Genomic DNA, 26,360 nt, shown 5'->3' on the forward strand with positions numbered 1-26,360 from the left:
CTGTGTCCCTATTTATTATAGTTTTCCTCTAATTCTATTGACGATCACAACTTGGCAATATATTAATACAGTTCAGTTAAGCAAAGCGCAACCCAACAAAGCCCCAAAAATGTTGGGTTTCATTCCTCAACCCAACCTTGTATCTTAGAAATAATAGTAGACGTAGGTTGGGTGGAGCAGAGCGCAACCCAACATTTATAAGAATGTTGGGTTACGCAAAGCCTCAACCCAACCTACAATTTTTTTGCAACATTTTAGCCTTGCCACGCCACTACTAGCGCTTTTGGAAAATAATTCCTATTTTCTCTGTGTTCTCTGCGCGGCAGTCGCTCATGGGGGTTTCCCCCATCGCGCAGCGTCTCGTAGAGAAGACCGCGCTGCCTTGCCTCTGTGGTTCAATAAATTACTTTTAAACCGCAGAGGTGCGAGTAGAAAGCAGAGATTTTAGAAGTTACATATCTTGCTTGTATATCTCTAATAATTTTGGAATGTAATCATACCCATCTACACCGATAACCGCAATTATTTTAGGGCGATGTTGCTGCAAGAACTTTTGGAAAGCTTCTGCCCCAATTTGACCCTGCAAAATTGTTAGTAAACCTGCTGCTTGCCGCCACTCATTAGAAGCAATTTGCTCCAAAAGATACATTCCCAAACAGCCTGTGTAAACGGTTTTTTCAGAATTTTGGAGATGATAATAAGCTTCTGCCAAATAAGCTAAGTTCCGCCCTTGGAGATATAAATCGCCGGAAACTTGGGCTGTTTTAAAGCCATCCTCCAAATATTTAATTGCAGTTTGGTGTTCTCCAATTACTAGATAAGCGATTCCTAAGCTACTGACACATAAAGCTTTACTTTGAATATCGCCTAATTTTTCTGATAATTTTAAACCTTGTTCTAAATAGTTAATTGCAGCTTGGTATGTTTCAGGTTCTAGATTCTCCAGTTCTTGAGCCTGCATGACTTCGCTGTAACCTAAGTTTACTAGCGCGTTGGCTTCTCCTGTTCTATCGCCTGCTTGCCGACTCAGGATTAATGCTCGTTGGCTGTAGTTAATTGCTTCAGCATAATTTTGCTGTTGCACGTAGGTGCGGCTGAGGTGGTTGAGATTGGCTATTTCACAGGCGCGATCGCCTGCATTTCTAGCTATCTCTAACGCCTGCTGATGAAAATCAATTGAGCGCTGGTATTGCCCCAAAGCACGCTGAGAATAACCTAAAAGGGTCAAAATCCGCGCCTTTTCTTGGGTTCCCTCACCTCGCCGCAATGGTTCATCCAAATAATCGAGGGCATCTCGCAAATAAGTGCCAGTAAAAGAGGCAAATATCCCGCCGTAAAAGGGAAAATATGGACGCTGGGCAAAGGTTCGCAAAATTTGGAGCATGATTTGAGAACACGCATCGGCGTATACTGTCCCAATGCTCCCAAAACCACTTGCTAATTGACTCCAAATCACTGCAAAGGTCAAAAAAGTGGAAATGGACAACTTTGGCCCGGCTTTAACATCGTAAGCTTGTTGGTCAAACCAGTTAATTAGCCCCCGTTGCAAGAACTGTAAAATTAATTCCATTTCCACCCAATCTCTGAGGGTGATTCCCCGTTGTCGCTGGGCAAACTCAATTGCTGATTCTTCCATCGCTAAGGTGCGAAGCAGTGCTTTGGGTAACTCACTATTGAGTTGTTTAGCCCAACTTGCCCAAGGGCCACGTTCTCCCGGTACGCCACCAAATCCTAAAGCTTCTTTTTGCTCGTACATCCAACTGAGTAAGTTGTCTTGCAATCGTTGCCAAGAAGCTAAACCACGAGTAATACCTTCGGAAAATTGTTCTAAATCAGCATCTGCCTGGGCAAATTGCTGTAATCCTTTTGATAATTGCTGTAGCTGTGGCAAATTTAGCGGATACTTCTGATTTGGGTCAGTAATCCGTAAAAATGTTGCCAGTCGCTCGTCAGAGGGGGCTGTGGTAATTTCTGTAACTGCTGAAGCGATCGCTTCTGTGGCTTTGTTTTGCTCTTGCCAACGTTGCCATTGACTTTGAATCGTCTTAATGGCTCTCAAACTGCGAGTAGCTTTGGCTTTCTTGAGTTCGTCTTTTTCACTATCTACTTGGCTTTGGAGAGCATTCAGGCGATCGCTCAAAGCTAACTCAAATACCTCCCCTGTACCGGAAGTAATGCCTTTAAGCAGCATTTGGTACACCATATCAACAGAGCTAATTTTGCCCTTGAGGGTGGTTTCAACAATTTCATCGATTAAGGCAATATAGCGATCGCGCAATGGCAGAGAATCTGACACTTTAGCTACTAAGAAACGTCACGTCAATTCTAATTCTATAGGACTTATGCATTGACAAGAAATACCAAATATGGATTAAGGTTAAAAACCATATCTTTCGTAAGGACATAGCATTGCTCATACGTGTCAACTTAACGTGTAACCCTGGCAATGATGGTAATCCTAAACAACCAACTATCTCGATTTACCAATTAATTCAAGGTGAGTATCAGGTTAAGCAATTTAGGGGAAGCGATCGCATTCAATCGCCAGCCTTCCCAGAGTTAAATTTAACTGCTGAACAGATTTTTCGGGCTGGAGAAGCCCTGTAACAAACGGCTAAAGAAGTAAAAGAACCATTAAAAACTCGTCCACGAGTATCAAAGACTCGTCCACGAGTATCAAAGACTCATCGGCGAGTATCAAAGACTCATCGGCGAGTATCAAAGACTCATCGGCGAGTATTAAAGACTCGTCCACGAGTATCAAAGACTCATCGGCGAGTATCAAAGACTCATTAACGGAGTTCCGAACCTCATTAATGAGTATCAAAGACTCGTTAACAAGCCAATCTGAACCATTGGAAATGATAAATTCTTTTTAGATTCAGTAAAAATTATTAGCACTCGTGTAGTTTTACACAAAATAGTAAATTGCTTCGATATCTTGCAGCATTCTTAATTAACACCCACCTTTGCTTGCAACTCGAATTTCCTTTCTCATAGCCAAAGTCTACTCAATATGGACTCAAACCCAAGTCTGAAAAGAATTTACCCCTCTTAAGAAGACTTTTGCTATTAGCCAGAGGTTTCTAACCTGTGGCAGTTGTTGGGATTAGTGCAAAATATTAGTGGTTGCGAGATTGTCCAGCGAATCAGGGGCATTACATATAATTTTCGTTGACAGGTGAACCTCAGTATGGCTAACACGCCTCAACGTTTCCTTGAAAAAATCCGAGAAGTGAAAGAGAAAAAGCTTAAAGAATTAGACTTAAGCAACGACCGACGTATTGATAACGAGGAAAAATTAACAGAGATTCCTGTTGAAGTATTAGAACTGGAATGGCTAGAAGTTTTGAATTTAAGCGGCAACCAATTAACAACGCTGCCAGAAGCACTCACCCGCCTGCAACAACTCACCTTCCTAAATTTAAGCAACAACCAATTAACGACGCTGCCACAAGCACTCACCTGCCTGCAACAACTTACCTCCCTGAATTTAAGCGGCAACCAATTAACGACGCTGCCACAAGCACTCATCCGCCTGCAACAGCTCACCACCCTAAATTTAAGCGGAAACCAATTAACGACACTGCCAAAAGCGATCGCCCGCCTGCAACAACTCACCACTTTGGATTTAGGCTACAATCAATTTGCAAAAATCCCTGATGTAGTTTTCCAGCTTAAAGCTTTAAATCAACTTCTTTTATGTGGTCTTAATTTAACTGAACTTTCCGAATCAATTTCTCAACTAGAAAAACTAGAATATTTGAATTTGTTCAATAATTACTTAACTTCATTGCCGGACAGAATATCAAACTTAAAAAAGCTAATATTTCTTCGGATAAGTGGTAATAAATTATAGTCTATTCCTAATTCTATTTATGAACTCTATTCTCTAGAAGAGCTAGACTTGAATGCTATTTCCCTTTCTGAAAAGGATAATTTAAATAAGATTCAATACATATCTCCAAATATATTAAACTTAAAATTGTTGAAGACTTTAGATATAAACGGAAATCCTCTGGAAAATCCGCCAATAGAAATTGCTGCAAAAGGTATTGATGCGATTAGGGATTATTTTCGACAACTGGAAGCAGAAGGTACAGATTATCTGTATGAGGCCAAGTTACTAATTATCGGCGAAGGAGGAGTAGGTAAGACAACACTGGCGAATAAAATTGAAGACCAAAATTATCAACTCCGAGAGGAAGACTCGACGAAGGGAATTGAGGTTGTCAAGTGGCGTTTTCCAATGGATAATGGACGAAAATTTCAAGTCAACATCTGGGACTTTGGGGGACAAGAGATTTACCATGCTACTCACCAATTTTTCCTCACTAAGCGTTCCCTTTACGTTTTAGTCGCAGATACCCGCAAGGAAGACACAGATTTTTATTACTGGCTGAATGTAGTTGAACTACTGAGCGATAACAGTCCGCTGTTAATCATCAAAAATGAGAAGCAAAACCGCTACCGGGAAATTAATGAACGCGAGTTACGGGGACAGTTTACTAATTTGAAGGAGACTTTACCAACAAACCTTGCTACCAACAGGGGTTTAGAACAAGTTTTACAACAAATCAAGCATCACGTTAAAAACCTGCCCCATATTGGCAGTCCGCTCCCAAAAACCTGGGTTAAAGTCCGGGAAGCTTTAGAGAGTGACGCACGCAATTATATCGGCTTGGATGAATACCTGAACATTTGCCAACAAAATGGGTTCACCCAAAGAAAGGACAAGTTACAGTTGAGCAGCTATCTACACGATTTGGGAGTATGCTTGCACTTCCAGGAAGACCCACTTTTGAACAAGACCGTTATCCTCAAACCCAAGTGGGGAACTGATGCAGTCTACAAAGTGCTGGATAATGAAGAGGTGATTAGCAATCTAGGCAGTTTCACCCGGTCTGATTTAGCAAACATCTGGTGTGAAGACGAATACGCCACGATGCATGATGAACTCTTGCGGCTGATGATCAACTTCAAGCTGTGCTACGAAATTCCTAGAAGCCAAGGAAAATATATTGCTCCACAGCTGCTATCTGCTAATCAACCCTTTTATAACTGGGATGAAACCAACAACCTGATTCTGCGTTACACCTACGAGTTCATGCCCAAGGGCATCATAACCCAGTTCATCGTTGCCATGCATGAGTTAATGAATGAACAACAATGTGTCTGGAAAAGTGGCGTCGTTCTCAGCAAAGACCAGACGAAGGCAGAAGTGATTGAATATTACGGTAAGCGGGAGATTAAGATTCGAGTCTCAGGTCGTCACAAAAGAGATTTGATGACCATAGTTACACATGAACTCGATAAAATTCATGACTCATATAATCGGTTAAAGTACAACAAGTTAATTCCCTGTAATTGTGTCACTTGCAAAGATAGTCAAGAGCCACATTTTTATACGCTTGAAAATTTAAGAAATCGCCTTGCTAAACAAAAATATGATGTTGAATGTGATATTAGCTATGAAAAAGCGAATGTTTTGAGTTTAATTGATGATGTGATAGATAAAGATAAAGAGAGCTTGCTTGTAGAGCATTTAGGGGTTGAAGTTTTCATCAGCTATAGTCATCAAGATCAGGAATGGCTTACCAAACTTCAGAAACACCTCAAACCAATAATTCGCAACCAAAATCTGCTTGTGTGGGACGATACCAAAATACAAGCTGGTGCTGAGTGGAGTAAAGAAATTGAAAATGCTTTAGCAGCAGCAAAAATAGCAGTATTGTTGGTTAGCCCTAACTTTCTAGCATCAGACTTTATTCACGAGAATGAGTTACCCCCATTATTAAATGCGGCACAAGCCAAAGGACTCACGATTATTTGGATACCGTTAAGTTTTAGCAGCTATGAAGAAACAGAAATTGAACAGTATCAATCAGCGCACCCTCCCAATCAACCTTTAGACAGCCTGAACCCAGCACAAGAGAATAAAGCTTGGGTGGATATCTGTAAGAAGATCAAAGCAGCAGCAATCTCTCGGTAAAAGATAGAGAAGATTTTCTCTCGGTAGTGATGTGTGAAAACGGTGTCTTTGCTCTTAGATGCAAGATTTGTCTTGATTAGGGATACTGAAAGCAAAGTTTTTTGGTGTGCAAGCGATCGCACCACCACAACATCTTACTGTTATTCACTCTTTCTCCTGAAGGAGCGATCGCCAATCTTCAATCGCCTTTTCTGTCCACAGCCAATTTTTAGCTAATTTATCAACCTGGAAATTTACTGAATCAGAGTTGAGAACCATTTGCCGCAACTTGATCGCTTCATTAAGATACTGTGTCTGCTTACCACTAGATTGAATAAGTGCAGATTTATACAGTCCAAGGGCTAAACCAGCATAAGAAGTTAAAGCATCTTCAGGAACTGCTGTCTTTGAATCTGTATTTTGTTCTTTGAGAGCTAAATTCAAAGCCTTGAACCAAGAGTCATTGGCTCGATTTAGGTTGCCTTCTGCGTAGTAGGCAAATCCTAAAGCGTTATTATACAAAAGCGATTCTGGTTTAGCTTTTGCAGCAGTTTCCCAGTAACGGCGGGCATCATCGACGCTATAGTTATTGTCTCCAGTTCCGATAGACTGCCAAGCTAATCTTCCCTTATAAAAGTTGACTGATGGATCGTCAACTTGCTTATTTGGAACAAGTTTGAGGGCAGTTTCCGCCGCAGCGAGTGCGCCACGATTGAGTAATTCTTCTACAGCCAACAACCCACCTTGTAAATCTCCCTGGCTCAATTTTTGCGTAGCGCTAGTGGTGACAATTCCAGTGCTTGCTGTTTCTAAATCGATATTTTGCTGTTTTTGGATAGGTAAAGAATCGGTGGAAATTGCTGGGATGTTTGGCAGAGTTGCCTGCTGGGATCGATTTTGCCACCAATTTAAAGCGATCGCAGCTACTAAGGCACTGATTCCCACAATACCCACAATTGGCCACAACTTGCGGCGTTGGGTACGATGTCTTGGTGCGGCTGGTTGCGATGCCTGGGTTGGGCTATGCCTACGCGAAAACTCAGAATTTTGCTGACTTTCTTGAAATTTACCAGTAATTGCAGGGGGCGGTGATGGAACTTCTGCCCACAAATCTCCTTCATCTTCTAGAGAAGTCATCTCTTCTGAAATCTGGCTTTGCTGAAAATTATTTTCTAGAATTTGTTGATCCGGTTCAGTGGTAGCTTTTTGGTTATCTAGCTGACGAAACAAATCCGAAACGATCGCAGAATCTTCTTCATAACTTGGGTCATCATACTCAATTTCATCAACGAGATCGCCCCAAGTATCCTCACCCAGCCAGTCTAACCCAGAAGAGTCACGCGCCAAACCAGCAGGAATCATTTCTTCCATTCCTAAAGGCATATCGCTATCATCTGCGTTGGCGTAGCCCGTCGTAGACATCGCAGAGTACATCGTGGAAGTTATTCCTAGAGGTGAATTATACTGATCCCGCAAGTCTGGACTTTCGGATACCTCAAGTTCTTCACTGAGAAAACCGTCAGATTCTGGCTGGAGATATAAAATCGGTAACGCCCAGTACATCTGGTGAGAACCATAAGCAGAAATTAATCCTTGGCGTACCCGACTAACGCACAAATCTACTGGATATCCCTGACTCAAGTTGCGGTAAAACAATTGTGTGAGTGTCAATGCTACTTCATCAGGAATGCGTTCTGACATCGCCAAAACGCTTCTAATTCCGCGCTTCACGAGACTTTCTGCCAGATTACGTTCTCCCGTATCTCCAGAAGGATCGGATGCAGCTGTGTACGCCCCCAAGCAGGAATTAAACACTGCCATTTGAATATTATTGTTGACGAGCAGACCTGCCAGATCGTCTCCACTCAAGATTTCCGTTAAGCCAGTTCTGCGACTAACAAGATAAATTTCTCCGCCATTACCACCTAAGTTACTATGACCAGAGTAGTGGAGAACTTGGTATCTGCCTTGTTCTAAGGCTTGCGTCAGTTCTTCGCGTCCTGGTTGGTCTAAAACAGTGAGTTCAATTTCTGGGAAACGATTGTTACCTTCAGCAAGTCGTGATGTTTGACGGTGAAGTTCTGCTTGCAGTTTAATCGCTTCCTGTTTCTGTAAGTCAAGACGGACTTGATCTGAGGGAGAAGCAATTACCATCAATACTTTCACGCCACCTTGTTCTCGTGTTGTGAAACTATTGCGCGATCGCAAAGGAGAACCCCCCAAAATGCCACTTTGGAAGCGAGAAAAAGCCACATAAGGTCCAGTAGCCAGAGGGCGATCGCCTGCGTGCATCACTTCCCAAGGCAGACGAGCTAATCTAGTGTCCTTTAGACCCAAGCGTAAGCGTAGTACTTGTTGGTGATTCTGGGCAATACCTTGGGCAGTAATCCAACTATCTCTGAGAGTGCCTTGAAATAAGGCGTTATAAAATTGTTGACCCAACGCCACCAAGTTAACAGAGTTTCTGGCGATATTGCTTTCGTGCCCACCAGAGGTAAATGGATCTCCCTGCAACACCGACTTCAATGGGTCATTCATCAAATGCCCAGCAGCTATTAACCAATCAGCTACAGGCCAAGTCACCAATTCTTCTGCCAATGGTACCCCAGGCGCGACTTGTTCCGTCCGCACCAAGTAGTCATTTTGCCCTACTGGGGTTACGGAAATGTGAAATTCCTGGGTCACAACTTCTCCTGTCCGCCTCCTAAATCTGGTTTGAAACACAAAAGTTTCAAGTCGATTTGCTCCCTCTGATAACTTAGATGCATCCCACCCCTGAATGTTTCTGATTCGGTGTTGTTTTGCTTTTTCTGCCTTTACAACTTTATCCGGATCGGATTACTTGGATCTAGAACACTTAATTGGTAGATGCACCTTGATCTTCAACTCCCCTAGTTGGCTAACACCTACTAGGGGTTTTTTTCAATTTTGGCAAACAACAGCAACTTTTAACGCAGATATTCTTTACCAAAAAATAGTGCTTAATCCTAGAATACTTGATTACTAGATAGATGTCCCTTGATTTTTAACTCCCCTAATTCAGTTAATATCTACTAGAGTTTCGTTGACACGCCTTTCTAATAAATTTATCCGGAGCATGATGGTTAAACCTAGAACACTTAATTGGTAGATGCACCCTGATAACTAGCTCCCCTGGTTGGCTAACACCCACTGGGGGTTTTTTTATAAAGGAATTTAGCAGCAATCATTTCTGACGCATCAAATTTTTAAGGCAATGCACTGGTTATTTAATTGGTAGATTCACCCTGATAACTAGCTCCCCTAGCTCGCTAACACCCATTGAGGATTTTCTCTGGTGAGCGTCAATTTATTCGGTAGATTGCTCTTTAAGAATCTCTTTTAATCCTCATATAGGCTAGCACCCTCTGAATTCGCGCCAGTAGCCCTATGAGTATCATTTACAGATAAACGAGATTCTGAAAGATTTTAGCTTCACTTGAAACCAATATCTGATAACTAACTCCTCTGGTTGCTTAACAACTTTGAGGTTTTTTTCTGGTGAGCAAACAACAATAACTTCGACCTCTGCTATTTTATCCGGTAGCTACCCATTTACTTTAGAAAAGATAATCAATAGATGCACCCTGATAACTCACTCCCCTGGTTGGCTAACACCCACTGGGGGGTTTTTTCTAGTTAAGTAGGCGTAGCGCTTCCTAAATATGGCCAGTCAACCCTGATTTTTGCCATTTTCCCCGGAAGATACTCGCTGCCCCTAGAAAACATTAGTGGTAGATGCACCCTGATAACTAACTCCCCTAGTAGACTAACATCATCTGGGGGTTTTTTATTTTAAAAAATAATTAGCCTTTGTCCAAATTATCCGGAGTGTGGTGTTAAACCTGAGAACACTTAATTGGTAGATGCACCCTGATAACTAACTCCCCTAGTAGACTAACATCATCTGGGGGTTTTTTATTTTAAAAAATAATTAGCCTTTGTCCAAATTTATCCGGAATATGGTGTTAAACCTAAGAACATTTAATTGGTAGATGCACCCTGATAACTAACTCCCCTGATTGGCTAACGCTCATCGGGGGTTTTTTATTTTAAAAAATAATTAGCCTTTGTCCAAATTTATCCGGAATATGGTGTCAAACCTAAGAACATTTAATTGGTAGATGCACCCTGATAACTAACTCCCCTGATTGGCTAACGCTCATCGGGGGTTTTTTGTGTAGACACCTAGCAGCTTGTCTTAGACATCGCCCTAGCATTTTCTACTGATGTAACTAGAATGCACCACTACTCTTGTTGTTCCTGCTCCTAGGATAGAGCATAACCTGCTCACTCAATTCCTGAATCCCTTTCTTTTTATTGTGAGCTAGAGATGCCACATCAAAATGATTGCTATGATATTTAATCATATTCTTAATTTTTTTTCTATATTTTGGCGTTTAATTATTTCTCTGCCAGCAATCACTGCTTTCAGGTTCACAGTCAGAGCTTCCTTGCTTACTACATTTGTATATTTCTTGTTTGTATGTTCAACCTGGGAATGCAGTACTGAAAGCTCTGCCTCCCAAAAAATATAGAAGCAAGGACGCAGGTAAACATACTGGATAAGGGTTTCAGCTTTAAGTTGACACTAATAACCAGCTATATGGTAATATTTCATGGCATTATGCTAAAAAACTTTGCTTAGAATCAAAGAGTCGCCAACCCATGAGTTTAGCTGTAATTAAGTTCTCTTCAGAAGAGTGCGGCATCTGCCATAAAATGTCTTTTTACGACAAAAAGGTGGCTGAAGAACTGGGTTTAGAATTTATTGATGTGAAAATGCAGGATACGACTGCTTACCGCAAGTATCGCAAGATTTTATTAACTCAGTATCCCGATAAATCAGAAATGGGATGGCCTACTTACATCATCTGCAATTCTCCAGAAGGGGAATTTCAGATTGTGGGTGAAGTAAAAGGAGGTCATCCCAAAGGTGAATTTAGAAGCCGTCTGCAAGAGGTTCTGGATTCTACAGGTAATCAAAACTAAATTACTTCAAAAGATTTGACCTCTAGGACAGGGCCAATCATGGCAATAGTCATGATATCTTCACGCACCTGTCCTTTTACTTTTGCTTTTTGTCCGGCTTTGAGTAAGCTTTTGTCAGCCCCTTTAAGGATTTCGTAAGTAACGCCCTCTTCTGTAACCAACGCCCATGCGCCTGTGCCTATATCACGGCGTTCGATTGTACCTGTAAGTGTAATGCTCATAAATAGTGCTGAGTTGTGAGTGCTGAGTGCTGTTAGCGGATAGCTAAGGTTTAGCCCGTGCTGAGTGTGGGAAGTAGGGAATTAGGAGTTAGGAGTTAGGAGTTAGGAGTTATAAAAATTGATTCCTCATGCCCAATGCCCCATTCCCCATTCCCCACTTATGCGATTTTTTCTTCGTTTTTCAATGCTAAACGAGCCAGTCCATAGCAGATTAGGGCATTAGCGATGAGGAAGAGGCGTGATATGTTGCCACTTCCCAAACCCCAAACAGCTGGATCTAAAAACGCACTTACTGTCAAGCAGGCTGCTATACCTAATGTTGAACCAATGGCAAACCATTTCCAACTAGGATTTCCCAGCAGCAATGCCATTAATAAAATGGGAATCAGTACACTGGCAAATAGGGGATTCAACGCATCAGTTCCCTGGAGGGTATTACCTAGTTCGGGAATTGAACTGCCCAAAACCCGGAAAGGCCATTGGGGAAGATCAAAAATATAGATTCCCTTGAGGAAGAATAACCCGGAACTGCCAGCGATTAGTCCACTAGATAAAGACCAACTCCAACTAAAGGGGAAGTAAACCCGTAAAAACCAAGCCAGTAGATAAGAGCCAACTACCATTAAAATCTTGGGTAATAGTGCCACTGCACCACCATCAATCCAAAAGCCAGGGTTAAGATAGCCGTTATCGCGTAACCACCGAAAGAAATCTGGAAAACTTATTTGTCCTCCAAAAGCTAGTCTGACTGCTGCTTCTGCATTGAGTTGTCCAGCGCCATAATAGTTCAAACCATCATCTTGGATAACTCGCGCTGACTGCTTGAGGACTTTTAAAACTTCATCTGGTTCTTTGATACCAGCAGCTTTAATTAATGCTGCAACGCCTGCAACGTGGGGAGAAGCCATGCTTGTACCCTGGAAGCCAAGAAAAACCCCTTCGCCATTTTCATCGATAGTTTCTTGGAGAATCTTACCAGCTTCACTACCACCAGGAGCCGAGATATCTACCCCAGCACCAAAGTTAGAATAAGGCGCTCTTTCGCCATCTGGGCCAATTGCCGAAACACCGATTACATAAGGATATCGGGCTGGATAGCTTGCGCCATTGGTATTTTCATTCCCAGATGCGGCAATGATAACTACACCTTTTCTATGGGCATACTCGATCGCTTCTTTCATCAACTTGCTTTCACCGCTACCGCCCAAGCTCATATTAATCACATCTGCGCCTTTATCAGCAGCAAATTTAATCGCTTCGGCTATATCGGCAACTGTACCGCCACCATAAGAACTGAGTACCTTAAGTGGCATCAGACTGGCTTCATAAGCAATTCCCGCTACGCCATATTTGTTATTTGTGGCTTGAGCAATAGTTCCGGCAACATGGGTACCGTGGCCGTTATCGTCTTTGGCTTCTTCTCGGTCGTTAACAAAATCATAGCCTTTGACAAATTTTGTCTCATATAAGTCGCGCACCTTAGTAATTCCGGTGTCAATTACCGCAACTGTAATGCCACTGCCTTTGGTTTGACTCCATGCGCCTTCAATACCGATTTTGTGCAAGTTCCACTGCTTGCTGTAATATTGATCATTGGGGCCAGTTAATGATGGGCTTGTCTCATCATCATTTTCTTGAGGTCTCAAAAATTCTCCTAACCAAGCTTTTTCACCTGGTTGTGGAATCTTTGTATAGATGTAATTTGGCTCAATGAATTCTGTAGCTTGGACAAACTGAGATTTTTTCAGTTCTTGGAGTCGCTGGCGATCGCCTTTGACAATATACACATGATCTTTTTCTGAAAACTTGTTGTCTAATTGGGGTGTAACGTTGTATTGTTTGGCGATCGCTTGGAGATTCTGTTGCACCACATCTGATGGAATATCTTCCCGAAAATCAAGCAAAATCGTTTCAAACTCTCCTTTAACTGCCATTCCCTGGAAATTCAGGAAACCAAATATGGCAGCTCCCAGCCCAATGACAAACAAGCACAATAATATAAGCTTTCTCATATTAACTCATCACCGCTTTTTGCCAGTTTGCTCACTACCATAACTTATCTCCATCCTTTGTTGGTGGATTTTGCACTTTTAGTTACAAGTCTCACTTCATTACTCAGGACTTTTTGAAACGATGGAACGTGGTCTTTTGTGGTTGCCGCTATTAGTAATGTTTTTCTGGTTGGCTTGGCAAGGCTCGAAAGAGTATCAAAAAGTTGAAGCCTATCGCGCTTGGGCAGAACAATTTGAACGAGCTAAGTACGATATTTATGCTGTATTAGGTCAAAAAGACAATAATCTCACTTGGGGAAAACCCACACCTCAAGGGCCTATTAAACTAGAAACATTCTCTTTGCTTGATATTAAGCAAATCAACTTTCTAGTAGATGATAAATCAGTAGATGTGGATAATATACCGCAGAAAGGTCGTTCTATAGAGCTAGAATTTCTCTTTTCCGAATCTAATAAATCGGTGCGTGTTCCATTTACCGAAATCCCTTTGGCGGCGGAATGGGGAAAGTTTTTGCAAGGACGATTACAAGACTTGCGAACAGAACCAAAGAAGTAGTTATATTGAAGCGACAAGTTCTCGATTATACTCCTGTTTCTGTACAGAAAATGAGATTGGGTAAACGACATAGCCTGCAATTATGAAATACTCACAAAGGTGATTTTTGAATTATTAATTCTTACTCTAAATTGTCCAATAAAAAATATGCTTCTGGGTAGATGAAAAGTAAGTCAAGGGGTAGCATAAAATACTAAGGCATAGATGATAAAACCGTAAGGAATACGGAATTTTACTACGCTAGATAGATGCGGTTAGAAAACACTAAATGTTAAAGGTTAACCGCTTGCGGCTGCAAGATATATTCAAAATCCCGAGAAATTCACTTGTGGCAAAAGCCGCAAGTGTAATATCCATCTTGGTTGGCAGCTTGGTGGTAATTGGCTGGTGGCTTGGAATTGAAGTTCTCAAGCGTGGCTTCCCTGGTAGTCCCGCCACGATGAAAGTCAATACAGCGTTGTGTTTTGTGCTGTCTGGTTTATCATTGTGGCTGTTTTTAAAAGTAGGGAATAAGGGGAAAAGAACAATTCAAAACTACCCTGACTCTTCGACCTTTCGACTTCTCGACTTCCCTACTCTGGTAATTTCCAGGGTCTGTGCAATAGCTGTCACCACAATTGCTGTACTTACACTTTGTGAATATCTGTTCGGCTGGAATCTGGGTATTGATGAGATGCTGTTCTTGGATTCGCCAACTAGTATGACGACATTGTATCCGGGGCGAATGGGGGTAAACACAGCATTCAACTTTATGCTAGTCAGCGTTGCCTTACAGAATCTGATTAATCCAAAAAACCACCGTAGTTATTGGTCTGCTCAGATTATCGCTCTGATCGCTACTTTAATTTCCTTTCAGGCGCTCATGGGCTATGCCTACAAAGTGAAAGTTCTTTACGGACTTGCCCCTTATACAACATCGATGGCTTTACATACAGCGGTGTTGTTCATTTTGCTAAGTATAGGTATTCTGTGGGCGCGGTCAGAACAGGGGTTAATGAGGGTAGTGACAAGTGATACTTATGGTGGCTTACTGGCACGTCGTTTGTTGGTTGCCGCGATCGCAGTACCTTTTGTATTAGGGTGGATAATTGTTGAAGGTCAACGCGCAGGACAATACGATCCGGCTTTTGCGGTATCGGTGTTTGCGATCGTCCTAATTGTGATTTTTAGTATTTTGATTTGGCAAAGTGCCAGGGTTATTGAACGCCTTAGCCATCAACGCGATCTTGCTCAGAAAGTACTGAGAACCTACCAGGATAAACTAGGGAGTTTCGTAGATTCTAACGTTATTGGTATTCTTTTTGGCGATGTGTATGGCGGTATCCAGGAAGCAAACGACGAATTTCTCAGGATGATTGGTTACACCCAGGAGGATTTGTCAGAGGGTAGATTAAGTTGGAGCAATATCACACCACCAGAGTATCTATACATGGATCTGCGAGGTGTCGCCGAAGCACAAGGAAACACTAACGCTACTTGTACGCCCTACGAGAAAGAATATATTCGCAAGGATGGTAGCCGCATCCCAGTTTTAGTTGGTTACGTGTTGTTAGGAGAAAAACGGGAAGAGTCAGTAGCATTTATCCTCGACTTGAGCGAACGTAAGCTTGCAGAAGCAGAGCAACAAAAATTAGTATCGCTGGTAGAAAATAGCTCTGACTTTATCGGCATCGCCACCCTTGATGGTCAATTACTCTATATAAATGATGCAGGTCAAAAACTGGTAGGGCTTGCAAGCCCTGAAGAAGTGAGGCAAAAAGTAGTATTAGATTACTTCATGCCCAAAGACAAAGCCTATTTTCAAAAATATATACTGCCGACTGTACTATCAGAAGGGCGCTGGCAGGGAGAATTCTGCTTTCGGCATCTCCAAACAGGTCAACCAATACCAGTTGATTACAATATCTTCACTGTTACAGACAACAACACAGGTCAGCCAATTGCCTTAGCAACTGTGACTCGTAACATCAGCGAACAAAAAAAGGCTAAAGAAAAAATCTTACAACTAAACAAGGATCTACAGCGCCGCATTACTGAGTTACAAACTTTGTTGGAGGTAATTCCCATTGGAATTGGCATTGCCGAAGATCCACTATGCCAAAATATCAAGGTAAACCCTGCTTTTGCCAAGCAATTGGGGATATCGTCAAATACAAATGCCTCTCTCAGCGCTTCTAGTGACGAAAAACCGACAAATTTTAAAATCTACCGTGAAGGAAGGGAACTCTCAACAGAGGAACTCCCGATGCAATACTCTGCAACTCATGGTGTTGAAGTTGTGGATTGTGAACTTGAGGTAGTCCATGAAAATGGAAAAATTGTCAACCTGTTGGAGTATGTTGCACCTCTGTTTGATGAAGAGGGTAAAAGTAGAGGAAGCGTTGGTGCATTTTTAGATATTACGGAGCGCAAGCAGGCAGAAGAAATACTTCTAAATCAGCAAAAATGGCTGGAGGATGTATTAAATCTAATGCCAAGACCCTTGCTGTTTATCGAACCAGGAACGGCGCGGGTAACTTTTGCAAATCGCTCTGCTAATGAATTAGCTGGGGGCGAATTTCCTAAAGGTGTACCAGCAGAAGATTATCACGCAGTTTACCACTATACAGATGCGGCAGGCGATCGCATTCCCAATGAACAAATGCCAGGAGTGCGGGTTGCCCTTGGCGAACGTCTCAATGGATTAGAAGTAGATTGGCACACTCCTGCTGGTGTGCGCTCTCTACTGATATTTGCTGATACCTTGCCAGCAATGCACGGTCATCCGGCTACCTGTATCTTAGTGTTCCAAGAGATTAGCAACCTCAAACAGGCAGAAAAAGCACTCTCGTTAAGTTACAAAAGACTAAAGCTACTATTTGATACAGCCAACGATTTACTCTCAAGCCAAGAACCATTACTACTAATCGATAGCGTCTACCGAAAACTAAGAGAGCAAATTAGTTTAGATGTTTATTTGAACTATTTGGTTGAGGATAACTCTCAAGTAATGCGGCTAGGGTCTTACAGTGGTATTTCTCAAGAACTGGCCAAGGAAATCGAGTCGTTGGCTTATGGTGAAACGGTTTGCGGTACTGTAGCCCAAACCCGTTGTGCAATAGCTCTAGAAAATATGCAGGAATCAACTGACCCAAAAACAGAATTGCTTCGTTCTTTAGGTATTACTGCTTATTATAGTTATCCGTTGATTGCCCAAGGACGATTGTTGGGTACTCTTTCTTTTGGCAGCCGCACTCGGTTAAGCTTTACCGAGAATCAAAAGGGGATGATGCAAGCAGTATGCGACCAAATAGCGATCGCAATGGAACGTGCTAGTTTAATTGCTTCTTTGCAAAAACAAACTGAGCAGTTGCAAGAGGCGAACCGCATGAAAGATGAATTTCTGGGAATATTGTCTCACGAATTGCGATCACCCCTCAATGCAATTTTGGGCTGGGCGCAACTCCTGCAACGAAGCAAGCTGAGTGAAAGCCAAATGGCTAAGGCTACGGAGACAATTGAGCGCAATGCTAAGGCGCAAACCCAGCTAATTGAAGACTTACTAGATATATCGCGGATGATTAGAGGCAAGTTACGCCTCAATGTCCGTACTTGTAATTTGGTTCCAATGATTGAGTCGAGCCTAGAGACTGTTTGCCTAGCCGCTCAATCGAAGGAAATCGATTTAAGATTTTCCATCATTCCCTCAAAAGAAACGCCAGATTCAGATTTGGGATTAGAAATCAATCACGAAAATCTAGAATCAAGAGAAGCGGAATCCCAAAGCAATCAACGTTCAAAGGACAGCAAGTTTGGCGAAAATTCCCAATTCCTAGTTTCCGGTGATTTTGAGCGTTTGCAGCAAATTATCTGGAATCTGTTATCTAATGCCATCAAATTTACGCCCACAGGTGGACGGGTAGAGTTGCAATTGTCAGTGGTAACTGGCGAAGAAAAAGAACATATAACAGAGAAATATGCCCAAATTCAGGTGATTGACACAGGCATTGGTATTAGCCCTGATTTTCTCCCCTACGTCTTTGATCGCTTTCGTCAAGCTGATAGTTCTAACACTAGATCTTATGGTGGATTAGGACTAGGATTAGCGATCGTGCGTCATTTAGTAGAACTACATGGCGGTACTGTTCACGTAGATAGTCCGGGTAAAGATCAAGGAGCAACGTTTACAGTCAAGCTGCCACTTTTGAAAAGTCATCTATTCACAGTCTCACAGCCTCTGCCCCTCCCCTCTTCTCCTCTTCACTTTGTCTCCCTCCTTGGTGTGCGGGTAGTGGTTGTAGATGACCAAACCGATAGCCGTGAATTTATCACCACAGTTCTCGAACAGTGCCAAGCCGAAGTTAAAGCAGTGGCATCAGTTCAAGAAGCATTGCAGGTAATTACAGAATGGAAACCAGATGTTTTAGTCAGTGACATAGGTATGCCGAATGAGAATGGTTACTCTTTGATCCGCAAACTGCGATCGCGATCGCCAGAACAAGGGGGAAATATTCCCGCAGCAGCATTGACAGCTTATGCTAGGGCAGAGGATCGAATGCGAGCCATACAAGAAGGTTATCAGCTACATTTACCCAAACCTATTGAAGCGGCTGAGTTGGCTACAGTAGTTGCTAGCCTTGTTGGACGGACTTAGACAGAATTGGGCATTGGAAAAAATTCTTGCAACTCCTGCATACCCTTTTTTGCAATAACGAACCGCATACCCCTTCGGGGATCTTGCTACGCGCAGCGTCTCGTTAGAGAAGGACACAAAGAAAGAAATTAAAAGGGTTGGTGCAGCCTCACAAAGAAATGGTATGACGCATTAAGTACGAAATGTAAGAGCAATTCAGCGAAGATTATTTAAAGCTTTATCTTTTTTTACTCATAATACTCAGAAAGCGAAACAAGAAGGATACATATTAAGTCAATACGGTTCAGTTAAGGATTTTGGGCTTAACTGAACTGTATTGACATATAAGTAAGAAAGCGCCCTCCCGAAGTGGGAGAGCGCTTTCTTATTTAGCTAGTTGAGTTAATGCTTGAGAATTAACCGTTGATAGCAGGAGCGGTAAGAGCAACAGGAGCAACATCACCAGCAGCCAAATCTAGAGGGAAGTTGTGAGCGTTGCGCTCGTGCATTACTTCCATACCCAGGTTAGCGCGGTTGATTACATCAGCCCAAGTTGCAATCACACGACCTTCAGAGTCAATGATTGATTGGTTGAAGTTGAAACCGTTCAAGTTGAACGCCATTGTGCTTACACCCAAGGCGGTGAACCAGATGCCGATTACAGGCCATGCTGCTAAGAAGAAGTGCAGTGAACGGCTGTTGTTGAAGGAAGCGTATTGGAAGATTAGACGACCGAAGTAACCGTGAGCTGCAACGATGTTGTAGGTTTCTTCTTCTTGACCGAATTTGTAACCGTAGTTTTGTGATTCGGTTTCGGTTGTTTCACGAACCAAGGAAGAAGTTACTAGTGAACCGTGCATTGCAGAGAACAAACTTCCGCCGAATACACCAGCTACACCTAGTTGGTGGAAGGGGTGCATCAAGATGTTGTGTTCTGCTTGGAACACGATCATGAAGTTGAATGTTCCTGAAATACCTAAAGGCATACCGTCAGAGAATGAACCTTGTCCGATGGGGTATACCAAGAAGACTGCGGTTGCTGCTGCAACAGGTGCAGAATAAGCGATCGCAATCCAAGGACGCATACCTAAGCGGTAGGATAGTTCCCATTCACGACCTAAGTAGCAGAATACGCCAATCAGGAAGTGGAAAATTACCAATTGGTAAGGGCCGCCGTTATACAACCATTCGTCTAAGGATGCTGCTTCCCAAATTGGGTAGAAGTGCAAGCCGATAGCATTGGAGGAAGGTACAACTGCACCAGAGATGATGTTGTTTCCGTAGATCAAGGAACCTGCAACTGGTTCGCGGATACCATCGATGTCTACTGGAGGTGCGGCGATGAAGGCGATTACGAAGCAAGCGGTGGCAGCTAGCAAGGTGGGGATCATGACTACGCCGAACCAGCCGATGTAGATGCGGTTGTTGGTGCTGGTGATCCATTCACAGAATCGATCCCATACGTTAGCGCTTGAGCGCTGTTGTAAGGTTGTTGTCATTGTTTTATAAGTGCGGTTAGTGATTTATGAATCAGGCAATTTCGTTTTCGCCTGTGAATACACTTTACAATGCTTTACAATTTTTAATCAACTATTTCACTTTTGTAAACCTGATTGAACTCATCAGCTTTACTTATTTAAAAGCAAGCCACTAGATATAATGTAGAAATTTTGATTTTATTGCCTATTGATCTGGGAACAATAGCTTTGTAGATTACCGCTATTCCAAAAAAAATTAACCCTCGGCTTACCACTGGGGGTTTTTTCTGTTTGGCAAAATGGCATATCTATAAATTAGGCCGTTGCTATGGTATTTGAGTAGGATACATTCCATGCGAAAAAGTACTGACTTGCATTACCCCTGGCTAACTACCAGGGGTTTTTATTGGAACTTTTACTGAGATATTGCAGCATTCCCAATAACCGTAAGATTGGGAGCTTAGGGACTTCCAGTAAAAAAACATCCCATCCCTGCGTTTGGTTAGGGGCGCAAGGCCTTGCGCCCCTAGAAATATACAAATAATTTTGGATAATTTATTCTTTGGAAGTCCCTTAATATTAAGTTGATTCTAGAATTTCGTGCTTTTCTGAATTAATCAGGGATAGCGATTTTTATTTAACTAGGGAAGTGTCAATATAGGCTTATATCAAAGTGAAAAATTAAGTGCAATAAATTAACGATGATAGAAGCTAAAAATGTAATTGGTGGAAACCTAGAAGCCTGCTGCACTTCTCCCATGACTGGATTTTACCGCGATGGTTTTTGTCGCACAGGTGGTCAGGATTTCGGGTCGCACGTCGTATGTGCCGAAGTGACCATAGAATTCCTGGAGTTCACGAAATTGCGGGGGAACGACTTAAGCACACCTGTTCCTGATTTTAATTTTCCTGGATTGAAGCCTGGCGATCGCTGGTGTTTGTGTGCTTCTCGCTGGCAAGAAGCTCTCGAAGCTGGTGTTGCTCCACCCGTCATTCTCTCTGCAACCCATGCTAGAGCTTTGGAAGTGGTTTCTTTAGACGAACTGAGAAAAAATGCCGTTTAATTCTGAATTTTCTCCCATTCCCAGTCAAAATCAACTTACTGGAACTTGAACAGGTAGTTTTAATACGCTGGCAACCATAGCAATCAATTTAGTGGGGTCTATTGGCTTAGATAAATACTGCTGAAACCCTGCTGAAAGCGCTTCTAAACGATCTTCTTCCCGCGTATATGCTGTTAAAGCGATCGCTGGCATACATCCACCTTTTTCTGGTTCTAAAGAGCGCAGTTTCCGAATTAGTGTATAACCATCCTGCTCCGACATACCGATGTCGCTAATCAGGATATCTGCTTTTGCTTGCTCAAGTACTGCTAATGCTTCATCAACTGATGCTACCGCAGTGGCGATCGCTCCATACTCTTCAAACATAAAACTGAGAAAGTTACGGGTATCTGCTTCGTCATCTACAACTAAAACTTTTAATCCAGCAAGCGGTGTCGATGCCACAGAGGAAGAAATTCCTCCTGTGGCTTCTCTATTTTCCCTATTCCCCCTATTGTCTTGTAGCAGTGGTAGTCTCACCGTAAAGGTTGCTCCCTGTCCACTACCTGGACTTTGGGCAGATATTGTACCTTTATGTAGTTCCACTAAATGACGGACGATTGCTAACCCTAGTCCTAGTCCATTATGCGATCGCGTTGTGGTGCTGTCTGCTTGCCGGAAACGCTCAAATACTTTCGGTAAGAACTCAGAACTGATGCCTATACCCGTATCAATAACTTGAATTTGGGCATATTTTTGAGTTGTTTGTTCTTCACTACAGACTATTGACAGATTCACTTCGACTCTGCCGCCCTTGGGGGTAAACTTAATGGCATTGGTTAGTAGATTCCATACTATTTGTTGTAACCGCGCTGGATCGCCATAAACTGAACCTACTGAAGTATCTAAGATAGTATTTAATTGAATCTCTTTTGGCTCTGCTAGGGGACGCACTGCTTCTAAAGCTGCCTCCATGACTGAGATGAGATTCACCGCAGAGACATTTAATCGCAATTGTCCACGGATAATTCGAGATACATCTAAGATATCCTCAATTAGTTGCATCTGAGAGATAGCATTGCGTTCAATGGCCTCTAGGGCGCGAGAAGTGGCTTTGTCGTCAAGTTTCTTAGAACGTAGAATTTTTGACCAACCCAGCATCGAGGTGAGGGGTGTACGAAGTTCATGGGAAAGAACGGCAAGAAACTCATCTTTCATTCGATTTGCGGCTTCTGCTTCTTGCCTTGCGGTCTGTTCTCTAATTACTTGAGCGCGGACTTCTTCTGCTTGCTTGCGTTCAGTAATATCTTCGAGAGTGCCTACATATCCCAGCAATTCCCCTTGACCGGAAAGCATTGGTGATGAGCGAACCTGAACCCAACGAATGATGCCTTGAGCAGTTTGAAAGCGAAACTCTTCAGAGTAGTCACGACCCTCACAAATGTAGTTAGACCAACTAGCAACTGCTCGTTCTCTATCTTCTGGATGGACAGATTCTAGCCAGCTTTTTTCTAAACTCTCTGTCGCTTTCAAACCACAAATTATTTGATAGCGAGGATTAGTATACCTACATCCTCCTTCAGTATCAATTTCAAAAATGCCGACGGGTGAACAAGTACTTAGCGATCGCAATCGTTCTTCACTTTGCCTGAGTTCCGCATTCATAGCTACCAGTTGTGCAGCTTGTTGCTTGACAGCTTCTGTTTTCTTAAATAGTTCTACGAATACTGTGACTTTCGAAGTCAAAATATTGGGGTCTAATGGTTTGAGTAAATAATCAACTGCACCCAAGGCATAGCCTTTAAACAGCATTTGGTCGCTGGTGCTAAAGGCAGTAAGAAAGATAATTGGAGTGTGACGCGATCGCCCCCGATTGCGAATCAAGGTTGCAGTTTCAAAGCCATCCATCCCTGGCATTTGCACATCTAGCAAAATCACTGCAAAGTCTTGATGTAGCAGACACCTCAAAGCTTCTTCCCCAGAAGTAGCTCTTACCAGATTCTCTCCCAGTTTTTCCAGGATTGCTTCTAGTGCTAGCAAATTTTCTAGTTTGTCATCCACTAGGAGGATGTTTACTTTGGGTTCCATCTGCATGGGTTTATTTCCGTGATGAGTGACAGAGCTTGACCATTTGGGAAGCTATGTTTGAGAGTGTCAAAATCCAGTCTACTGTAACAGCAGAAATTGCTGCTTCTGGCATAATATCGCTCTCAGCTGTAGTAGGTTCCTGTACGATAGTTATTCCTCCCCGCGCTTTTATTTTCTTAAGACCTTGCATACCATCTTGATTTGCTCCTGTCAATATTACACCAATAACTTGCTCAGTGTAGACATCGGCTGCTGACTCAAACAACACATCGATAGATGGTCTGGCATAAGAAACTGGCTCATCAGTCGAAAGGGCAAAGTGACCTGGTTCAACCAGTAAGTGATAATCTGCTGGAGCTAGATAGATATGTCCTGGAAGGATTTCGTCTTTGTCTTCCACTTCTCGAATCGGCAGTGAAGTAAATTCTTGCAATAATTCCTGGAGTGTGCCGTTAGATTCCTTGTGACGGTGTTGCACGATCGCGATCGGCACTATGAAGTCTGCTGGTAACTTCCCCAGAATAATTTTTAATGCCGATAATCCGCCTAAAGAAGTACCAATCACCACAATTTTAAACGACACTTGTTTCGTCCTCACACTTGTAGAATGCGGGTTTCAATCTTAGTGTGATTTTATGGCTCATAAAATCCTTTCAGCTTTCTCCCCTAACACCACAGATACTAACTTACCTTGATTCGTATTTATACCAAATAATCAAAATTATATATTTTTGTCATCAACATTACAATTAAAGATTTTGTCATTGTGAAATACTTAACAGAAAAATATTAATATTTAGGGTTTTTAAAATATTTATCAATGCCAGAATTGCTACATTATAAAAATACTTTTTTGCTAAACAACGAACTTTTAAAATTTAAATTATTATTGTTTTGACAATTCATAAAAATTTACTTAAGCTAAAGGATAGGTTAAGCAAATCAACAAACAACAGCAATTTAGTTTAGCTCCATCAAGAATTGCTGTTGCAGACTATTGGCATGAGGAAATTAATCACCATCAAAATTATTCCCTGTCGGCAAGCTCACTAGATTTAGCTGCAAAAAGCTAAGACATGATTAAGCGTATTGCACCGCGCACATATTGAACATATTCCGGTCAATTATCGATGGATACTTGTGGTGATATTAGTAAGTATCTATCAATCATGGAAGTTTGACCACAGTGCGGTAGATATGTCCAGGAGAAGACAATGCTTGAGTATTTTACATCTTTGAACGACCACAATTTGCCCTATCCAGATACGATTCATCCCATCGTTGTCCACTTCGTAATTGCGATGGTATTGTTTTCCTTTTTCTGTGACGTAGTTGGCTATTTTACTGGTAAATCCAGTCTTTTTGAGGTGAGTTGGTGGAACATGTTAGTTGCCACGATCGCCATCTTCGTGGCGATTATTTTTGGTCAGTTTGAAGCGGGTTTAGCACAGCCTTACAGCCTAGCTAAATCGGTGCTAAATTTGCATACGCTGATTGGTTGGTCACTTTCGGGAATCATCACAGCGATTACAGCTTGGCGCTATGTAATTCGTGCCCGCAACCCGCAAAAAATATCAATTTATTATTTGGGAGCCGGACTAGTTTTAACTTTGATAGTTGGCTTGCAAGTATATCTCGGAGATGAACTTGTTTGGGTCTATGGATTGCATACAGTGCCAGTTGTGGAAGCAGTAAAGGATGGTCTGTTGCGATGAACTCAGAATTAATTGATCAATTAAGCGGCTCTTTAGGCGCAAACGGATTACCTTACACAATTCCCATTCATCCCAACTTAGTCCATCTGACAATAGGTTTGTTCATCATTGGAATGACCTTTGATATTGTCGGTGTTCTGTTCCCCTTTGAAAAATGGGTCTTCAAATTTTTAGCAATTACTGTGGAACGTCAGAACTTATTTGATGTTGGCTGGTACAACATGCTAGCTGCCAGCATCATCACATTTTTCACAGTGGCAGCAGGCTTTTATGAAATGCTGTTGGCAACACCACCAGCTGATATGAAAAGTGCCTGGGGATTGCAGGCAATGGAAACTATGCTTTGGCATGGTGTGGGTGGTGTGTTCTTATTAGCGCTGATTGTTGTCTTGACCATCTGGAGAGGATGGCAGCGCTTCATTTGGGCCAAACAAGAATATAAACAGACAGATAGAGAAGTGCAATGGATCTATCTGTTGGCAGGCATAGCAATCATGTTCATTCTGTACGTCCACGGGACACTAGGGGCACAAATGGCTGCCGAGTTTGGCGTACACAATACAGCAGATAATTTGCTGCGATCGCACCAAGACCTCAACACAACACTCAAATAGTCATTTGTCAATTGTCCTTTGTTTAAAGTTACTAACCATCGACCAATGACCAATGACCAATGACTAATGACCAATGACCAATGACTAATGACCAATGACCATGAAAATCCAGAAGATTTTAAATATTTTGACGCTGCTTACAGGCGCGATCGCAGTGACTGTTACGAGTCTCTGGATCGGGAAGCAGGCTTACTCCTGGCTTCCCCCCCAAGCAGCAGCCGAATCCCTACTAATTGATGATTTGATTAGCTTCTTAGTAACCCTCGGTTCCTTCATCTTCTTGGGAGTCACAAGTACTCTGATGTATTCTGTGATCTTCCATCGGGCAGTCAAAGATGACTTCACTGATGGCCCCCCAATTGAAGGTAATATCACCTTAGAAGTTGTCTGGACAGCAATTCCCATTTTGTTAGTGTTGTGGATTGCGGGCTACAGCTACCAAGTTTACGAACAAATGGGGATTCAAGGCCCATCGGAAATAGTTCACCTGCATAATCCATTGGGAATGGAATCAGCTTATGCAGAACCAAAAGATGCCCCAGCTAACGCTTTAGCGGAACCTATAGAAAAAATCGACGTACTAGCCAAACAGTGGGCGTGGGTTTTTCATTATCCCGAAAGAGATATTACCAGTACCGAATTGCATTTACCTAGCGATCGCCGGATACGTTTAGCGCTGAAATCCCAAGACGTTCTCCACGGCTTTTATATACCTGCATTTCGCCTCAAGCAGGATATTATTCCCAACCACGCGATCGACTTTGAATTTACTCCCATCCGCACCGGCAAATACCGATTGACCGATTCTCAATATAGCGGTACATACTTTGCGACGATGCAGGCGAATGTGGTTGTCGAATCTCCTGAAGATTATCAGCAGTGGCTAGCACAAGCTGCAACCCAAAAGCCATCCGCAGCAAAAAATCAGGCAGCTTCTGAGTATGCCCAAACATCCAATCAATCAGTCCAAACTGGTTGGGTTACAGTTCCACCTGCTGCACCTCCTCTAGTCAATTCACCTGGTTGAAAGGAAAGTAACC

16 protein-coding genes and 1 pseudogene are annotated in these 26,360 nt (G+C 42.4%); 10 read left to right on the top strand and 7 right to left on the bottom strand.

The genetic code is table 11. The features are described 5' to 3' along the window. Nucleotides 1-451: 451 nt before the first annotated feature. Nucleotides 452-2,296 carry a tetratricopeptide repeat protein gene (locus tag IQ274_RS02155; protein ID WP_163933751.1) on the bottom strand — a complete coding sequence of 615 codons (1,845 nt, stop codon included), beginning with the start codon at nucleotides 2,294-2,296 and terminating at the stop codon, nucleotides 452-454. Between the two features lie 155 nt (nucleotides 2,297-2,451). Here IQ274_RS02155 and IQ274_RS02160 point away from each other — a divergent pair. The 3 genes and pseudogenes from IQ274_RS02160 to IQ274_RS02165 all read left to right on the top strand — a co-directional run. Next, nucleotides 2,452-2,607: pseudogene (locus IQ274_RS02160) on the top strand (Uma2 family endonuclease); the annotation flags it as partial. Between the two features lie 586 nt (nucleotides 2,608-3,193). Beyond that, complete coding sequence (locus IQ274_RS36245) at nucleotides 3,194-3,859, top strand: leucine-rich repeat domain-containing protein (RefSeq protein ID WP_228057978.1); 666 nt, start codon at nucleotides 3,194-3,196, stop codon at nucleotides 3,857-3,859. A 126-nt stretch (nucleotides 3,860-3,985) separates the two neighbouring features. Then, entirely contained in the window at nucleotides 3,986-5,992 is a 2,007-nt protein-coding gene (locus IQ274_RS02165; RefSeq protein WP_228057979.1) for a COR domain-containing protein, read from the top strand. Nucleotides 5,993-6,136: 144 nt separating this feature from the next. On the opposite strand, the gene hetF is transcribed toward IQ274_RS02165, so the two are convergent. Further along, nucleotides 6,137-8,656, bottom strand: coding sequence for a cell division protein HetF (hetF, locus tag IQ274_RS02170; protein ID WP_193867218.1), 2,520 nt, complete (start codon nucleotides 8,654-8,656; stop codon nucleotides 6,137-6,139). Between the two features lie 2,001 nt (nucleotides 8,657-10,657). Here hetF and IQ274_RS02175 point away from each other — a divergent pair. Then, complete coding sequence (locus tag IQ274_RS02175; protein WP_012409925.1) at nucleotides 10,658-10,981, top strand: hypothetical protein; 324 nt, start codon at nucleotides 10,658-10,660, stop codon at nucleotides 10,979-10,981. Here the strand turns inward: IQ274_RS02175 and IQ274_RS02180 are convergent. Then, nucleotides 10,978-11,202, bottom strand: a complete 225-nt coding sequence (locus IQ274_RS02180; RefSeq protein WP_114082657.1) for a hypothetical protein — start codon at nucleotides 11,200-11,202, stop codon at nucleotides 10,978-10,980. The genes IQ274_RS02175 and IQ274_RS02180 overlap by 4 nt on opposite strands. Nucleotides 11,203-11,360: 158 nt before the next feature. Beyond that, complete coding sequence (locus IQ274_RS02185) at nucleotides 11,361-13,214, bottom strand: S8 family peptidase (RefSeq protein WP_163936648.1); 1,854 nt, start codon at nucleotides 13,212-13,214, stop codon at nucleotides 11,361-11,363. 121 nt (nucleotides 13,215-13,335) lie between these two features. Between IQ274_RS02185 and IQ274_RS02190 the strand changes: the two genes are divergently transcribed. Both IQ274_RS02190 and IQ274_RS02195 read left to right on the top strand, forming a co-directional pair. Continuing rightward, on the top strand, nucleotides 13,336-13,770 hold the full coding sequence (locus IQ274_RS02190) for a hypothetical protein (RefSeq protein WP_163936651.1): 435 nt from the start codon (nucleotides 13,336-13,338) through the stop codon (nucleotides 13,768-13,770). A 268-nt stretch (nucleotides 13,771-14,038) separates the two neighbouring features. Then, a complete protein-coding gene (locus IQ274_RS02195) occupies nucleotides 14,039-18,403 on the top strand; it encodes a PAS domain S-box protein (protein WP_193867219.1) in 4,365 nt (1,454 codons plus the stop codon). Nucleotides 18,404-18,798: 395 nt separating this feature from the next. Here the strand turns inward: IQ274_RS02195 and psbA are convergent, their stop codons facing one another. After that, on the bottom strand, nucleotides 18,799-19,881 hold the full coding sequence (gene psbA, locus IQ274_RS02200) for a photosystem II q(b) protein (RefSeq protein WP_193867220.1): 1,083 nt from the start codon (nucleotides 19,879-19,881) through the stop codon (nucleotides 18,799-18,801). Nucleotides 19,882-20,561: 680 nt separating this feature from the next. Between psbA and IQ274_RS02205 the strand changes: the two genes are divergently transcribed. Beyond that, nucleotides 20,562-20,924: a DUF2237 family protein gene (locus IQ274_RS02205; protein ID WP_163931730.1), complete on the top strand. Its 363-nt coding sequence runs from the start codon at nucleotides 20,562-20,564 to the stop codon at nucleotides 20,922-20,924. Between the two features lie 30 nt (nucleotides 20,925-20,954). Here the strand turns inward: IQ274_RS02205 and IQ274_RS02210 are convergent, their stop codons facing one another. Beyond that, a complete protein-coding gene (locus tag IQ274_RS02210) occupies nucleotides 20,955-22,997 on the bottom strand; it encodes a response regulator (RefSeq protein ID WP_193867221.1) in 2,043 nt (680 codons plus the stop codon). A 4-nt stretch (nucleotides 22,998-23,001) separates the two neighbouring features. Next, a complete protein-coding gene (locus IQ274_RS02215) occupies nucleotides 23,002-23,574 on the bottom strand; it encodes a chemotaxis protein CheB (protein WP_163931735.1) in 573 nt (190 codons plus the stop codon). A gap of 631 nt (nucleotides 23,575-24,205) precedes the next feature. Here IQ274_RS02215 and IQ274_RS02220 point away from each other — a divergent pair. The 3 genes from IQ274_RS02220 to IQ274_RS02230 all read left to right on the top strand — a co-directional run bounded on the left by IQ274_RS02220 (nucleotide 24,206) and on the right by IQ274_RS02230 (nucleotide 26,347). Then, complete coding sequence (locus tag IQ274_RS02220; RefSeq protein ID WP_109010708.1) at nucleotides 24,206-24,706, top strand: DUF2231 domain-containing protein; 501 nt, start codon at nucleotides 24,206-24,208, stop codon at nucleotides 24,704-24,706. Continuing rightward, nucleotides 24,703-25,320, top strand: a complete 618-nt coding sequence (locus tag IQ274_RS02225) for a DUF2231 domain-containing protein (RefSeq protein ID WP_163931738.1) — start codon at nucleotides 24,703-24,705, stop codon at nucleotides 25,318-25,320. The genes IQ274_RS02220 and IQ274_RS02225 overlap by 4 nt, the downstream gene beginning before the upstream one ends. A gap of 100 nt (nucleotides 25,321-25,420) precedes the next feature. After that, nucleotides 25,421-26,347 (top strand): cytochrome c oxidase subunit II, encoded by a 927-nt coding sequence (locus IQ274_RS02230; RefSeq protein ID WP_193867262.1) that lies wholly within the window; start codon nucleotides 25,421-25,423, stop codon nucleotides 26,345-26,347. Nucleotides 26,348-26,360 lie beyond the last annotated feature (13 nt).

Source organism: Nostoc sp. LEGE 12447, from assembly GCF_015206985.1.
Taxonomy (GTDB): Bacteria; Cyanobacteriota; Cyanobacteriia; order Cyanobacteriales; family Nostocaceae; genus Nostoc.